A 14,804-nucleotide genomic window follows, 5' to 3' on the forward strand; every position below is an offset into this window, starting at 1 on the left:
ACTGAAGGATTCTTCAGATGCTACGCCTTGCTCCACAACGCAAGGAACGAGCAGCATGACCAGCAGCATCGACGCCTCCAGCCTGGATCGGGCCGGGACCTTCAAGCTCGGCGACCGCACCGTCCGGCGGCTGGGCTATGGGGCGATGCAGCTGGCCGGCCCGCATGTGTTCGGCCCGCCCAAGGACCGCCCGGCGGCGCTGGCCGTACTGCGCGAGGCCGTGGCCCTGGGGGTCAACCACATCGACACCAGCGACTATTACGGCCCGTTCGTCACCAACGAGATCATCCGCGAGGCGCTGCATCCCTATGCCGACGACCTGGTGATCGTCACCAAGATCGGCGCGCGTCGGGGCGACGACGGCGCTTGGCTGCCGGCGACCTCGCCCGCCGAGCTGAGGTCGGCGGTGCACGACAACCTGCGCCGCCTGGGGCTGGAGGCGCTGGACGTGGTCAACTACCGCGCCATGTTCGACATGATGGGTCCGGCCGAGGGCTCGATCGCCGAGCCGTTGGGCGTCCTGGCCGACCTGAAGCGCGAGGGGCTGGTGCGCCAGATCGGGATCAGCAACGTCACGCGGGCCCAGGTCGCCGAGGCGCGGAGCCTCGCCGACATCGCCTGCGTGCAGAACATGTACAATCTGGTCCACCGCCACGACGACGCGATGGTCGACGACCTGGCCAAGGCCGGGATCGCCTACACGCCGTTCTTCCCGCTGGGCGGCTTCTCGCCGCTGCAATCTTCGGCCCTGTCGGCCGTGGCCGAGCGTCTCGGCGCCACGCCGATGCAGGTAGCCCTGGCCTGGCTGCTGCGCCGGTCGCCTAACATCCTGCTGATCCCGGGCACCTCGTCGGTCGCCCACCTGCGCGAGAACCTGGCGGCGGCGGACCTGGAACTGTCGGACGCGGTGATGGCGGAGCTGGAAGCCGTGGCGAGCTGAACGCCTAGGCGCCGCCGCGAACCTCCGCCAGGATCCGCCGTCCGGTCTCCGGTCGCGCGCGGCGTGATCAGGCTCCCAGCGCCTGGGTGAGCACCCGGCTGGCCCTGGTGAGAAAGCCCAGCAGCGGCGCCGCCACCATGTTCTTCATGGCGAACGCCAGGAACGCCGCCAGGCCCGCCAACAGCGCCGTCTCGATGGCCGCGCCGCCCTCTTCGGCCGCCGCGAACGCGCGAACCGGAGGGCCCTTTCCCGACTGGTGTTTCATCCCACTGTCCCAAACCGAAACTGAACGGTCGGGTCAGCGCAAGCCGCGCGCCACGCGTTGGACGGGTCTTTCTGGGGTGGGAAACCTCAGTGCTTCCCGAAGATGTCCTGCACCTTCAGGATCGCCGGGCCCAGGATCATGACGAACAGCACCGGCAGGAAGAACACGATCATCGGCACGGTCAGCTGGGCCGGCAGGGCCGCGGCCTTCTTCTCGGCGGCCGAGAGGCGCAGCTCGCGGTTTTCCTTGGCCATGACGCGCAGGGCCGTGCCCAGCGGCGTGCCGTAGCGCTCGGCCTGGATCATGGCGGTGGCCACGGACTTGATGCCCGGATGGTTGGTGCGGCGCGCCAGGTTCTCGTAGGCCAGGCGGCGGTCGGGCAGGTACGACAGCTCGGCGGTCAGCAGGGACAGCTCCTCGGCCAGCTCCATCGACGAGGCGCCGACCTCCGAGCCGACCTTCTGGATGGCCGCCTCGATCGACATGCCGCTTTCCACGCAGATCAGCAGCAGGTCCAGCGCGTCGGGAAACGCCGCCACGATCGACTCGCGGCGCTTCTGGGCGATGTTGCTGATGTAGACGTTGGGCGCGTAGTAGCCGAGCGCCAGGGCCGCGACGCAGGCGCACAGCTTCTGCATCGGCAGCAGGCCGAAGCCGTTGACGACATTGAGGTAGAACCCAACCACCCCGGCGAACACGAACGGCGCCACGAAGCGAAAGAAGTAGAAGGTGGTGACCGGCCGCGGGCCGCGGAAGCCGGCCTGGGCCAGGTTGTCGACGACCTTGGGATCCTCCAGCAGCCGCGACAGCTGCAGCCGCTCGACGACGTTCTTGTAGAGGCCCTCGTCCTGGTGGCGCAGGGTGCCGCCGCCCGCGCCGCGCGAGGCGATGCTCTGGCGCGACCTTCGACGCAGCTCCTCGCGGCGGTTGGCCACCGACTTCAGGCGACCCTCGAGGTTGTTGTCGCGCAACACCGGCGAGGCCAGGGTGATGATCGTGGCGAACGTCACCAAGGCGATGAACGCCGTCAGCAGGTTCCCGGGATCGGTCAGGGAAGCGACGAGACTCACGGCGGTCCTCCCCTCAGAACTTGAAGTTGATCATCTTGCGCATCACCAGGACGCCCATGGTCATCCACAGGACGCCGCCCAGGATCATCAGATGGCCGCGCGGGTCGGTGAACATCGGCTTCATGTAGGCCGGCGAGGTGATGCTGATCAGCATGACGACGCCGGGCGGCAGGCAGCCGATGATCGAGGCCGAGGCGATCGCCTCGGCGGAGAGCGCCTTGATCTTCTCCTTCATCAGCTTGCGCGCGCGCAGGACGGTGGAGAGGTTGCCCAGCGCTTCGGCCAGGTTGCCGCCGGTCTTGGCCTGGATGCCCAGCACGATCGAGAAGAAGCGCAGCTCGTTGGTCGGCATGCGCTCGTACATCTTCTCCAGGGCCGCATCCATCGGCACGCCCATGGCGATGTTCTCGGTCAGGGTGCGGAACTCGCCGCCCAGGGGCTCGGGGCTCTCCTTGCCGATGATCTTCAGGCAGTCGTGGACCGGCAGGCCCGACTTGATGCCGCGCACGATGATGTCGATGGCGTCCGAAAAGGCCTCGGTGAACTTCTTGGTCCGCCCCTTGGCCAGGAAGCCCAGGACCCAGCGCGGCAGGCCCAGGCCCGCGGCGAAGCCCCCGGCCAGGGCGATCAGCAGGCTCTGGCTCAGCACGAAGACGATCAGGGCGACGATCACCGCCAGGCCGCCGCTGATCATCCAGAACATCCTGACGTTCTCGCCCAGGCCGGCGGCCTGCAGGCGCGAGACGAGGCTCAGCGTGGCCTTCTTCTGCTTGCGCTCCTGTTCCTTGAGCGCCTTGAGGATGTTCTGGCGTCGGGCGTCGGGCGTGTTGGCGGCGGCCTTGGCGCGCACCGCGGCCTGGCGCTCGCCGCCGCCGGCGATCATCTGGGCGCGCTTGGCGGCCTTGGCCTGGCCGCTGTCCCCGCCGGCGAAGGCGAAGCCCAGGCCCGCGATGGTGATGAACCCTAGGATCCCGGCGAGGATGAACAGCATCGCCTACTCCGCCGCGTTCGAGGGCTTCGGCCAGCTCGCGCTCCAGGCCGTAGTAGCGGGCGCGATCCCAGAAGCGCGGGCGGGCGATGCCGGTCGAGCGGTGCTTGCCCACGACCTTGCCGTGCTCGTCCTCGCCGGTGATCTCGTAGACGAACAGGTCCTGGGTGACGATCACGTCGCCTTCCAGGCCGACCACCTCGGTGATGTGGGTGATGCGGCGACTGCCATCGCGCAGACGCGCCGCCTGAACGATGACGTCGACCGAGCCGACGATCATCTCCTTGATGGTCTTCGAGGGCAGGCCGTAGCCGCCCATGGTGATCATGCTCTCGATCCGGCTGATGGCCTCGCGCGGGCTGTTGGCGTGCAGCGTGCCCATCGAGCCGTCGTGGCCGGTGTTCATGGCCTGGAGAAGATCGAACGCCTCCGGGCCGCGGACTTCGCCGACGATGATCCGCTCGGGACGCATCCGCAGGCAGTTCTTGACCAGGTCGCGCATGGTCACCGCGCCCGAGCCTTCCAGGTTGGGAGGCCGGGTTTCCAGGCGCACCACATGCGGCTGCTGCAGCTGCAGTTCGGCCGCGTCCTCGCAGGTCACGACCCGCTCGGTGGGGTCGATGAAGGCGGTCATGGTGTTGAGCAGGGTGGTCTTGCCCGAGCCCGTGCCGCCCGAGATGACGATGTTGCAGCGGCAGGCGCCGATGACGCCCAGGACCCGCGCCCCTTCCGGACTGATGGAGGCGTACTCCACCAGGTTCTTCATGGTCAGCTTGTCCTTCTTGAACTTCCGGATGGTCAGGGTCGGACCATCCAGAGCCAAGGGCGGAGCGATGACGTTGACGCGCGAGCCGTCGGGCAGGCGGGCGTCGCAGATCGGCGAGCTTTCGTCGACGCGCCGGCCGACCTGGCTGACGATCCGCTGGCAGATGTTCATCAGCTGCATGTTGTCGCGGAAGCGGACATTGGTCAGCTGGACCTTGCCGCCCACTTCGATGAACACCCGGTGGGCGCCGTTGACCATGATGTCGGCGATGTCGTCGCGGGCCAGCAGGGGCTCCAGCGGGCCATAGCCGAGAACGTCATTGATGATGTCCTGGACCAGGTGTTCCTGCTCGGCCACCGACATCGAGACGTTCTTGATCGCCACCAGCTCGGCGACGATATCGCGGATCTCCTCGGCCGCCTGCTTCTGGTCGAGCTGGGCCAGCTGGCTCAGGTCGATGGTGTTCAGCAGGGCGTTGAAGATCGTGGTCTTGGTGGCGTGGTAGTAGTCGCTCTGCTCGCGAACGATGTTGGTCGTCTGGGCGGCGGCGATCCCCTGCGCGGCGCGCAGCTGATCCAGGCCCAGCGTCGCCTTGGGAGCGGGGCCGTTGACCTTCGGCGCGGGCGCGTTCGGCGCGGCGGCCGGCTCGATCCGCTGAGGACGCGTGGCGATGGCCGCGCCGCCCGCTGGGGCGGGGGCGGCGCCTTCTGTTCGGCGGGGCTGACGGGTCGCGCTTGCCGAACATCTACTTCTTCTTGAACAGGCCCGAGAGCACGGAGGACTTCTGCGAGGGCGGCGGCTCGCGGCGGCTGATCAGGCGCGCCAGGTGCTCCAGACCTTCGGCGGCCTTCGACTTGGGCGCCACCTCGGCCAGCATCTGGCCGTTGTTGGCCGCCTGACCGTAGGGCTTGGGATCGAACGGCAGCACCAGCGAGGGCTGGACGCCCAGGGCCTCGCCGAAATCCTTCACCGGGATCTCGGGACGGCCGGGCACGCCGACCTGGTTCAGAACCAGACGCGGCGGCACGTCGTTGGGCCGCGACGCCTTGACCAGGTCGATGATGTTCTTGGCGTTGCGCAGGGAGGCCAGATCCGGCGTCGCCACCACGACCAGGTCGTCGGATCCGACCAGCACCCGGCGGGTGGCGGCGTTCCAGACGTGCGGGATGTCCAGCACCACGAAAGGCGCGGCGCCGCGGATCTTCTGGGTCGCCTCCTCGTAGGCGTCGGCGCCGATGTCGTAGTCGTCGTCCAGCGTGGCCGGCGCGGCGAACAGCGACAGGCGGTCGCCGCAGCGGACCATCATGCGGTCCATCAGCACCGGGTCCAGGCGGTCGGGCTGGGTCAGGGCGTCCAGGACGCCTTGCAACGGATCCTGATTGAAGTCGAGGCCGGCGGTGCCGAAGGCCAGGTCGAGGTCGACCAGCACCGTGGCGGTCTGCATCTTCTCGGCCATCGCCCAGGCGAAGTTGTGCGCCAGCGTCGAGGCCCCCACCCCGCCCTTGGCGCCGACGAAGGCGATCTGGCGGCCGATGAACGGCGCGGACGGATCGGCGTAGAGGCCGCCGACGGCGCGGATCACCTGCAGCGGCGAGAGCGGCTGGGTCAGGTACTCGCTGACCCCGCGGCGCATCAGCTCGCGATACAGGGCGATGTCGTTGGTCTGGCCCAGCACGACCACCTTGGTGCCCGGGTCGCAGACCTGGGCCAGGCTGTCCAGCAGGTGCAGCAGGCGCTGGGCGCCGTCGATCGTCTCGACCATGACCAGCGAGGGCGTCGGCTGGTTCTGGTAGTAGTCGACGGCCGCCTCCAGCCCGCCGTCGCGGACGATGGTCGAGGCCCGGGCCATGCGGCGATCCGCGGCGGCGTGCTCGACCAGGGCCGCCGTTTCCGGGCGGGCGCAGAAGGCGTGGATGGTGATGCGCGGGATCGCCGCGTCGCCCAGGCCGCCGTCCGAGATCGGCTCGTGATAGACCGGAGCGGCCGCCTCGGCGATGTCGAGGTCGTCGTCAGGGGCGGCGACGGCCGGTTGCGGCGCGCGCCGTTGCGGGGGCGGCTGAGGCGCCGGGGCGGCGCGTTGCGCCTGCGGCTGGGACGGGGCCTGCGGCGCCGGACGCGGGGCCTGGGGCGCGCGCGGCTGCCCCCCTTCCGGACGGGCCGGCGGGAAGTCGGCGAACGGGTCGTCGAAGCCGCCCACGGTCGGGTTCAGCGACGGCGGGGCGGAGGCGCGCCAGGGATCGCTCGCGCCGGTCGCGAACTCGTCGGCGGCGTCGAAGCCCAGGTCGAAGGGGTCGTTGTCGGACGGCCGCATTACGGGATCGCCTTCGAGATCGAGCCGCTGGCCTGGTCGTCCTTCTTGGAACTGGTCACCTCGCCCTTGCGGTAGAGGCCCAGCACCGTGTCGCGGCGGCCGGCGTCGGGCGGCGTCATGTCGCGCGGACGGATCAGATCCTCGGGATTGGCGACCTGGGCGGCAAGGTTGGCGGCCAGGGCGCAGCCGAAGTTGTCATAGGCTTCGTTGTTGCGGGTGGCGGCCAGGTTTTCCCAGCGCTGTCCGCACTTCAGCTTCTCGGCCTCGTAGCGCAGGAAGCCGACGCGGATGGTGTCGTCCTCGGGGCCGGTCGGGTTGAAGCCCACCACCCGCACGCGCGAGCCCGGCGCGCCCAGGGTGACCAGGCGGTCGCGGATCTGGGTCGCCATGGCGCCCGAGCTGTTGGGCGAGGTGACGACCAGCTCGCGGGCCTCGGCCCGCAGCCAGCGTTCCATCAAGGCTTCCAGCGCGGCCGACTGGTTGGCCGACAGGCCGGTGGCGTGCGGGGCCAGCACGATCTCGTCCGGCGCGGAGGTGACCTTGATGCGGTCCGTCCACTGCTGGGTGTCGGTGGCGGCGGCCTTCGACGGCCCCTGATCGGACGGCGCCGTCGAGGCGCAGGCGGCCAGTCCGGCGAGGGCGAGGGCCGCCAGGACGGTCTTGACGAAAGGCGTGTGCGTCATGGCGGCGTCCTACTCGATCACATAACCAACGGGGCCCTGGTACGCGCGCCCGACGTTCGCGCCGGCCGGCGCCTTGACCACCTTGTTGAGACGTCCCAGCAGGACCGTGCTCATGTCGTTGGCGAAGACCAGGCCGTCGGCCGGCGTCTGCAGGTTCTGCGGACGGGTCGGGTCGACGATGTACGGGGTGACGATGATCACCAGCTCGGTCTGGCCGTTCAGGAAGTCGCGCGACCGGAACAGCGTGCCCAGGATCGGCATCGAGGTCATGCCCGGGAGAGAGTCGATCGTCTGCTTGGTCGTCTGCTGCAGAAGGCCGGCGATCATCAGCGAGCCGCCCGACGGGATCTCGACGGTCGTCTCGGCGCGACGCACCGAAAGGCCCGGCACCGTCAGGGCCGTCGAGGCCGAGCCGGCGGACACCGTGAAGGCGCCCAGGCTGGACAGCTCGGAGACCTCGGTCGAGATCTTCAGCGAGATGCGGCCGCCCGACAGCACCACCGGAGTGTAGCCCAGGCCCACGCCGTACGGCTTGAACTCGATCGAGATCTTGCCGGTCTGGTCGCTGCCGGTCGGGACCGGGAATTCGCCGCCGACCAGGAAGTGGCCGGCCTCGCCGGACACGGCCGTCAGGTTCGGCTCGGCCAGAGTGCGAACCAGGCCCACGCGCTCGAACGCCTGGACCATGCTCTTGGCCTGGTTGAGGCCGGTGCTGCCGGCCACGTTCCGGATCGTCGACAGCGGATCCTTGGGATCCACGAAGTCGTAGGCCTTCAGCGTCTCGGAGGTCGTGCAGACGCCGTTCACACAGCTCGTCAGCGGCACCTTCACGTCGCGCGAGATCACCGGCGCCTTGGTGGTGTCGCGGCTGTAGCCGCCGGTCACGCCGCCCAGCAGGGCGCCGTTGACGCCATAGGTCGGCGACAGGCCGAAGCTGAACTGGTCCTGGCCCAGCTGGCCCATGATGGCGTTGAGGTCGAAGCCCAGCTGCTTGATGACGTTGCGCTGCACCTCGATGATGCGGACCTGCAGCATCACCTGGTCCTTGCCGGCGATGGTCAGCATGTTCAGCACGTTCTCCGGCTTGCCGGTGAACTGGGCGGCGATGCGCGAGACGGCCTCGGACTCCGCGGCGTTGCGCACGGCGCCGGTCAGCACGACGCTGTCGCGGATCGGCTGGACCTGGATGCGGGCGTCGGGCAGCACCCGCGCCAGGGTGGCGGACAGCTGGTCGACCGGCTGGCTGACGCGGATGTTCAGCGACACGATCCGGCGGCCGGCGGCGTCGAAGAAGGCCGCGTCGGTGACGCCCTCGGCCAGGCCGACGACATAGACGCGGCGCTTGTCGCGCAGCACGGCGTCGGCGACCAGGGGGTTGGTGACCAGCAGGTCGCGGACGTCGCTGGGCAGTTCGATGATCGCCGACTTGCCCCGCGCCAGCTCGACCGTCGCCGCGCTCTGATCGGCGGTGAGGACGATGCGGGTCACCTGCTCGCCGACCGACGGCGGGGCCATCGGCATGACCGGCGGCGGCGGACGCGAGACGCGCGCGGCGGGACGATAGACGTGCGAGCCGCCGACCGGACCGTCGGCGAAGACCGGGGCGGTCGAGGACAGGCCCAGCAGGACGGCCAGATGGGCCGTCAGGATACGGCGCTTCAGGGACATTTGAGCTTTCACCGGGCGGCTCACGGGCTCACCGACACGTTGGAGGTCTGGCCGCCGCGATTGATGCGGATGGTGGAGTCCGCGACGGCCGCCTTCCGGGCGAGGCCCGAGGGGCCGCCCAGATCGGTATAGGCGCGCAGGGCCAGGGTCACCGGACCGCCGGCCTTGGCGCGGGTCAGGGCCTCGGCCTCGGTCGGGCCGACCTCGAGGGTGGCGGTGGCCGCGACGATCGACTTGGCGTCCTTGTCGGCGGACGTGGACTGGTCCAGGGCCAGGACGCGGATGTTCTGCAGGACGGTCTCGGCCTGGACGACCCGGCCGTTGGCCGAGCCGCTGTCGCCGGTGGCGTTGAACTGGGCCTCGTGTGTCACCAGCACGTCGACGCGGTCGCCGGGCAGGATGAAGCCGCCGGCCGCGGTCTCGGACGTGACCGGCACGGCCATGGCGCGCTTGCCGGGGGTCAGGACGACGGACAGGTAGCCGCCCTCGCCACCGCGCACGATCTTGCGGTTGGTGACCGGTTCGCCGGTCAGGATCGGGTCGCGGACGATCGCGCCCTCGACGATCTTGGCCGGATCGCCGCCAATCATCTGGTCTGCGGCGCCGCTGACGGCGGCCTTGGCGGCCTCGACCTTGCCATCGGGCGCGGCCGGGGCCGCGCCATTGGTGATGAAGGCGCCGCTGATGGCGTCGGACGGCCAGGCCTGCCAGGCGACGTCGGCGGCCACCAGGCGCGTGCCGATCGGCAGGTCGCGCTTGGCCACCAGGACCTGGGTCATCGGCTTGCCCGGCGCGGCGGGCGCGGCCACGGCGACCGGGGCGGCCGGCTTGCCCCCCGAGCGCGCGCTGCAGGACCACGGCCAGGCCGATGGCCGAGACGGCGGCGATCAGGACGATCAGGAGGCGAACGGGACTCATGGCGCGGGCTGAAACTCAAGGGGGAACCGAACGGCCGCCGTCCGGCGAGCGCGCGCGATTCGTCAGTCAGCCTTTCTGGCCACGCTCCATGCTCGCCCGCGCATGGTTAACGGCTGCTAAAAGTTTTCACCGTTCAGGTGGCGAGCCGCGCGGCAGGGTGTCGCGGAATGAGTCAGGGCGCGGCGGGGCTCAACTCAGGAGAGTCTCAGCCCAGGGCCGCGACGGCCAGGGCGCCGTGCGGGAAGGCCCACAGGGCGCCGGCGGCGATGGCCACGCCATACGGCAGGTCGCCGTCCTTGGCCGCCAGCTTGCGCAGCCAGGCCGGCCCGCCGGCCACGGCCGGAACCAGATAGCCCGAGCGCAGGGTCAGGATGGCGAAGGTCAGGACGCCGCCCGCCAGGCCGGTATAGACCAGGAACAGGAAGGCGCCGGGCCAGCCCATCCACAGGGCGCAGACGGCGAACAGCTTGCCGTCGCCGCCGCCGATCCAGCCGGCGGCGAACATCCCCATTCCGAGGACCAGGGCGGCGAAACCCACGGCCAGGCACAGGCCGATCTGGGCCAGGGGCGCGCCGCTGACCAGGGCGGCCGGGACGAAGGCGGCGATCAGGGCCAGCGAAATCCAGTTGGGGATCGTGTAGCTGATCAGGTCCTTCAGGCCGCCGATGATGGCCAGGACCGGAAAGATCAGCAGCAGCGGGATCTGGATGGCTTGCATGCTCTGGCGCCTTGTCTAATCCCCGTCGGGGACCCCTTCCGTACCGGGCCATTCTGGGACGGACGGATGAAGCAATCGTTTCCCGCGTCTCGGCGGGAGCCTGGAACCTCTGTCATCCAGGCAAAGAAAAGGGCCGAGGCTGGAGCCTCGACCCTTTTCTTTTCGAGCGTTAACTGGACTTAGGTGCCAGCGCTCTCGACCTTCGTCTTGATGTCGTTGAACTTCGTGTTCAGCGCGCCACCCAGGGCGCCGACGCCCGTGATGATGACGACGGCGATGAGGGCCGCGATCAGGCCGTATTCGATGGCCGTGGCGCCCGATTCATCCTTCAGAAAGCGCGTGACGAACTTGGTCATGTCTAGATCTCCTAAAGTCAGAGCTGGTTGATTTGAGGCTTCAAGCCGGCTCGACTTGCTAACCCCCGAAAACACGATCAATTTCGCCGAGCTCACTTAATGCTGAGTAAACACCAGTTGGTTTCTCAGATTTTTCTTTTGGTTTATTTGAGTTTACCATTATCTGTTCTTAACCATGGCCTACCCAAGATCGATCAATCCCTTTTGAATCAAGGACTTTCTCAAGCGACGCTTGGACGCACGTGAACGGCCCTTAGTCTTTTGTTGACCAAACCAAAGGATGCTGAGGCACGTTCGGATCCGAGATCGGAAACCTCATGCGCCGCCTTTCGCTCGCCATCACCGCCGTCCTGACCCTCTCGGGGGCCGCCGCCAACGCCCAGACGGGCGTCCTGCCGGCGAAGACGACATCGGCCGACCTGCCGCTGGGCGCGGGCGAGGCCTTCTATATGAGCGTGGGCGGCGCGGTGCGGGACGTGGTGGTGGCCGATCCCACCATCGCCGACGTCAGCATCGTCAACGAGCGCACCCTGGTCGTGATGGGCAAGCGTGCGGGCGTCACCACCCTGATGGCCTTCGGGGCCGGCGGCCGCACCCTGACCAACCGCCAGGTGGTGGTCTCCGAGGTCGGCGACGGCGGCGTCACCATCTATCGCGGCGCGACGGCCAACAGCTATGCCTGCGGGGCCGCCCGCTGCATGCGCGTCGGCGCGGCCCCCGGCCCGGCCTCGGGCACGCCGTAGGCGCCCTCCCCCACGCGAGCGCGCGCTCTAACCAGTGGTTAGGATCGTCCGGCTAGACTGGCGGACGATCATTTCAGGGTCCGCGCGCCGCATGGCCTACAATCACATCTTCGCTCGCGCCCGACGCCGGCTGACCCGCTTCGCCGGCCGCTTCGCGCGCGCTGAGCGGGGCGCCACGGCGGTCGAGTTCGCCCTGGTCTTCATGCCCTTCCTGATGCTCGTCTTCGCCCTGATCGAGTTGGCCCTGGTCTACATGGTCTCGCTGCTGCTCGAGAACGCCGTCATCGACGTGGGCCGCACCATCCGCACCGGCGAGGTGCAGACCAACGGCGGCACCGCCGCCACCTTCAAGACCGCCGTCTGCAACAAGATCGGCCCGATCGGCGCGATGAGCTGCGACAGCGCCCTGCAGCTCGACGTGCGGACCTATGCCGACTACTCGGCCAGCGCCAGCTCGGCCTCGGCGACCGACGCGGTGCCGACCAACATGCAGTGGAACCCCGGCACGGCCGGCTCGATCGTCCTGGTCCGCGCCTACTACACCTGGCCGCTGATCTCGCCGCTGATGCAGACCGGTTTCCAGAAAGCCAACGGCCGATGGATCGTTTACGCCGCCACCGCCTTCACCAACGAGCCGTACGACCAATGACCCGCCGCGCGTCGCCCCGGCTGAAGCAGGCCTCTCTGAAGACCTTCTGGCGCGACACCCGCGGCGTCTCGGCCATCGAGTTCGCCCTGATCGCTCCGGTGCTGATCCTGATGTATTTCGGCTTCGCCGAAACGACCCAGGCCATGATGGCCCAGCGCCGCCTGTCGAACATCACCGCGCAGATCGGCGACATTGTCGCCCAGAACCCCCAGACCGGCCCGAAAAAGATGACCGACATCTTCAACATCGGGAATCTGATCATGGCGCCCTATCCGGCCGCCGGCCTGAAGATGTGCGTCTATAGCGTCGTCTCCGACTCCAAGGGCAAGAACACCGTCGCCTGGGTGAAGCCCAACCCCGCCGGCGTGGGCATGGCCGGCTGCCCGGCCAAGGGCGCGACCGTCGCCGACATCTCGACCGGCGTGCTGGCGGCCAACCAGAGCATCATCGTCTCGCGGGCCACCTACGACTACAGCTCGCCGACCAAGCTGGTCATGCCCACCACCATGACCTTCAAGCGCAACTACTATCTGCGCCCACGCCGCTCCGACACGGTGACCTGGGTCGACACGCTCTAGACGTCAAAACAGAACGCCATAGCGCTCGACCAGCCGGTGCGGGGCGTAGGTCCGCTCGCCCAAGGGGGTGACGAGCCGCGAGAGCGGGCGCAAGCCGATCAGGCTGTTGGTCAGGAACACCGCCTCGGCCCCATCCAGCGCCTCGACCCCGACGGCCACCGCCTCGACCCGTTCGGCCGCCATCAGCCGCGCCCGGGTGATCCCGGCCAGCGCGCCGCAGTCCAGGCGCGGGGTGAACAGCCGCCCGCCCTCGATCCAGAACAGGTTGGCCGCCCCGGCGCAGGCGATCTCGCCGCGATTGTTCAGCATCACCGCCTCGTCGGCGCCGGCGGCCCCGGCCTCGGCCCGGGCCAGGACGTTGTCGAGATAGCTCAGGGTCTTCAGGCGCGAGGCGGGCGAGCCCTCGTTGCGGCGCGTGGTCGCCACGATCGCGCTGGCCGGCGCGGTGACGGGCGCGGACGGCGCGGCGGTGGCGAACAGGCGCGGCAGCGGCGCGGCCGGGCGGTCCAGCCCCCGGCCGCCCGAACCAGCGGTCAGGGTCAGGCGCACGGCGAACCGGCCGGCAGCCGGCGCCGCCTGAAGAACCAGCCGCTCGGCCTCGTCGCGGTCGAACGGAAGGCCCAGCACCGCGCAGCCGGCGGCCATGCGCTCGAGATGGGCGGCCAGGCGCGGCAGGCCGCCATCGACCGCCAGCAGGGTCTCGAACAGGCCGTCGCCGAGCAGCAAGCCCCTGTCTTCGAAAGGCATGGCCTCGAAAGGAAGGGCGTCGTGAAGGGTCATTCCGTCAGGGCCCTCTTCAGCGCGGCGATCTTGGCCTCGGTCTCCAGCCGCTCGCCGCGCGGATCGCTGTCGGCGACGATCCCCGCCCCGGCGCGGGCCTCCAGGGTCCAGCCCTGGCCGTCCTCGACCAGGCCGACCGTCCGGATCAGGACGCTTGAATCGAACGCCCCATCAAAGCCGGCCCAGAACAGGCTCCCGCAGTAGGGTCCGCGCGGCGGCTCTAGGCCGGCGATGACCTTCATCGCCTGGATCTTGGGGGCGCCGGTGATCGAGCCCGGCGGGAAGCTGGCCCGCAGCAGATCGGCGACCGCCCGGCCGCCGGCCAGCTGGCCGGTCACCGTCGAAACAAGATGGTGGACGTTGGCGAAGCTCTCGACCTTGAACAGCTCGCGCGTCTTGACGCTGCCCGGCGGACTGACCCGGGCCAGGTCGTTGCGCATCAGGTCGACGATCATCAGGTTCTCGGCGCGGTCCTTGTCGCTGGCCAGCAGCTCGGCGGCCAGGGCCCGGTCCTCGGCGGCGTCGCGGCCGCGCGGGCGGGTGCCCTTGATCGGCTGGGTCAGGATCGCCCCGTCCGGATCGACCTTCAGGAAACGCTCCGGCGAGTTGGAGACCAGGGCCCGGCCTGGCAGGCGCAGATAGGCCGAGAACGGGGCCGGGCTCTGGCCGCGCAGCCGCGTGAACAGGTCGAACGGATCGGCGCCGGCCGCCAGGCGTCCGGGTCCAGGCGCGGGCGATATTGGCCTGGAAGATCTCGCCCGAAAGGATGCGCGCGACCACGTCGGCCACGGCGACCTCGTAGGCCTCGCCGTCGGAAGCGGTCAGATCCAGGCACAGCGGCCCCTCGAACGGCGCGTGATCGGCCGAAGCGTCCAGCCAGACCAGAGCCTGCCCGGCGCGCGCGCACGCCTCGGCGTCGGTCTCGCCTCGGCCCACGGCCACGACCCGTCGCGCGTGGTGGTCGAAGGCCAGCAGGGCCGGATAGCGGGCGCAGGTCAGGTCCGGCCAGGCGGCGCGGGCCAGGCCCAAACGCTCGACGCGGTCGCCCAGTTCGTAGGACGCCAGACCAACCACCCCGCCCTGGAACGGCGGACCGTCAGGGTCGCTCGGCTGGCGGGGACCGGTCAGCTCGGCGAGCCTGGCGAACGGATCGGCGGGATCGGCGGCGGCGAGGCTGAAGGTCTCGTCGGGCAGGCGCAGCAGATACGACCACCGCCCGGCGCCGCCGGTGACCAGGGCGCAGGCGTGGGGCTCGTCCCGGAACGGGGCCAGCGCCCACGTCGGCTCGCGCCAGGGGGCGGTAAGGAGAGCGACGCGGCGCATGACGTGGTGATAGCGGCGCGAGGTCGCGCGCGCCAGACGCTCCGCCGG

General features: G+C 69.6%; 13 protein-coding genes and 3 pseudogenes. 4 read left to right on the forward strand and 12 right to left on the reverse strand.

From position 1 onward, the window contains the following. The first annotated feature begins 55 nt into the window (after window positions 1-55). Complete coding sequence (locus tag ACHMW8_RS02045) at window positions 56-940, forward strand: aldo/keto reductase family oxidoreductase (RefSeq protein ID WP_395444603.1); 885 nt, start codon at window positions 56-58, stop codon at window positions 938-940. A 67-nt stretch (window positions 941-1,007) separates the two neighbouring features. Here ACHMW8_RS02045 and ACHMW8_RS02050 read toward each other — a convergent pair whose 3' ends face one another. From ACHMW8_RS02050 to ACHMW8_RS02095, 10 genes and pseudogenes are all read right to left on the reverse strand, one after another. Beyond that, entirely contained in the window at window positions 1,008-1,205 is a 198-nt protein-coding gene (locus tag ACHMW8_RS02050; protein ID WP_125155610.1) for a hypothetical protein, read from the reverse strand. An 86-nt stretch (window positions 1,206-1,291) separates the two neighbouring features. Next, entirely contained in the window at window positions 1,292-2,275 is a 984-nt protein-coding gene (locus ACHMW8_RS02055; RefSeq protein ID WP_125155609.1) for a type II secretion system F family protein, read from the reverse strand. Window positions 2,276-2,288: 13 nt separating this feature from the next. Beyond that, window positions 2,289-3,266, reverse strand: coding sequence for a type II secretion system F family protein (locus ACHMW8_RS02060; RefSeq protein WP_125155608.1), 978 nt, complete (start codon window positions 3,264-3,266; stop codon window positions 2,289-2,291). Window positions 3,267-3,282: 16 nt separating this feature from the next. After that, window positions 3,283-4,774, reverse strand: a pseudogene (locus ACHMW8_RS02065) (CpaF family protein); the annotation flags it as partial. Then, entirely contained in the window at window positions 4,775-6,340 is a 1,566-nt protein-coding gene (locus ACHMW8_RS02070) for a CpaE family protein (protein ID WP_395444604.1), read from the reverse strand. It abuts the pseudogene before it with no gap. Beyond that, window positions 6,340-7,023, reverse strand: a complete 684-nt coding sequence (locus ACHMW8_RS02075) for a CpaD family pilus assembly lipoprotein (RefSeq protein WP_395444605.1) — start codon at window positions 7,021-7,023, stop codon at window positions 6,340-6,342. Before ACHMW8_RS02075 ends, ACHMW8_RS02070 begins: the two co-directional genes overlap by 1 nt. Before the next feature lie 9 nt (window positions 7,024-7,032). Next, window positions 7,033-8,691, reverse strand: a complete 1,659-nt coding sequence (locus ACHMW8_RS02080) for a type II and III secretion system protein family protein (protein ID WP_395444606.1) — start codon at window positions 8,689-8,691, stop codon at window positions 7,033-7,035. 20 nt (window positions 8,692-8,711) lie between these two features. Then, window positions 8,712-9,609 (reverse strand): annotated as a pseudogene (gene cpaB, locus ACHMW8_RS02085) (Flp pilus assembly protein CpaB). 205 nt (window positions 9,610-9,814) lie between these two features. Continuing rightward, on the reverse strand, window positions 9,815-10,327 hold the full coding sequence (locus ACHMW8_RS02090; protein ID WP_395444607.1) for a prepilin peptidase: 513 nt from the start codon (window positions 10,325-10,327) through the stop codon (window positions 9,815-9,817). A 179-nt stretch (window positions 10,328-10,506) separates the two neighbouring features. Continuing rightward, window positions 10,507-10,683, reverse strand: a complete 177-nt coding sequence (locus ACHMW8_RS02095) for a Flp family type IVb pilin (protein ID WP_395444608.1) — start codon at window positions 10,681-10,683, stop codon at window positions 10,507-10,509. 317 nt (window positions 10,684-11,000) lie between these two features. Between ACHMW8_RS02095 and ACHMW8_RS02100 the strand changes: the two genes are divergently transcribed. The 3 genes from ACHMW8_RS02100 to ACHMW8_RS02110 all read left to right on the forward strand — a co-directional run bounded on the left by ACHMW8_RS02100 (window position 11,001) and on the right by ACHMW8_RS02110 (window position 12,653). Continuing rightward, a complete protein-coding gene (locus tag ACHMW8_RS02100) occupies window positions 11,001-11,426 on the forward strand; it encodes a pilus assembly protein N-terminal domain-containing protein (protein WP_395444609.1) in 426 nt (141 codons plus the stop codon). A gap of 91 nt (window positions 11,427-11,517) precedes the next feature. Continuing rightward, the gene (locus ACHMW8_RS02105) at window positions 11,518-12,075 is read left to right on the forward strand and encodes a TadE/TadG family type IV pilus assembly protein (protein WP_395444610.1); all 558 of its coding nucleotides are present in this window, start codon (window positions 11,518-11,520) and stop codon (window positions 12,073-12,075) included. Then, window positions 12,072-12,653, forward strand: coding sequence for a TadE/TadG family type IV pilus assembly protein (locus tag ACHMW8_RS02110; protein ID WP_125155598.1), 582 nt, complete (start codon window positions 12,072-12,074; stop codon window positions 12,651-12,653). Before ACHMW8_RS02105 ends, ACHMW8_RS02110 begins: the two co-directional genes overlap by 4 nt. A 3-nt stretch (window positions 12,654-12,656) precedes the next feature. On the opposite strand, the gene ACHMW8_RS02115 is transcribed toward ACHMW8_RS02110, so the two are convergent. Then, window positions 12,657-13,433, reverse strand: a complete 777-nt coding sequence (locus ACHMW8_RS02115; protein ID WP_395444611.1) for an aminotransferase class IV — start codon at window positions 13,431-13,433, stop codon at window positions 12,657-12,659. Continuing rightward, window positions 13,430-14,756 (reverse strand): annotated as a pseudogene (gene pabB / locus ACHMW8_RS02120) (aminodeoxychorismate synthase, component I). The gene ACHMW8_RS02115 and the pseudogene pabB overlap by 4 nt, the downstream one beginning before the upstream one ends. Window positions 14,757-14,804: the final 48 nt, after the last annotated feature.

Origin of the sequence: Caulobacter sp. UC70_42 (assembly GCF_044056025.1) — a bacterium.
Taxonomy (GTDB): domain Bacteria; phylum Pseudomonadota; class Alphaproteobacteria; order Caulobacterales; family Caulobacteraceae; genus Caulobacter.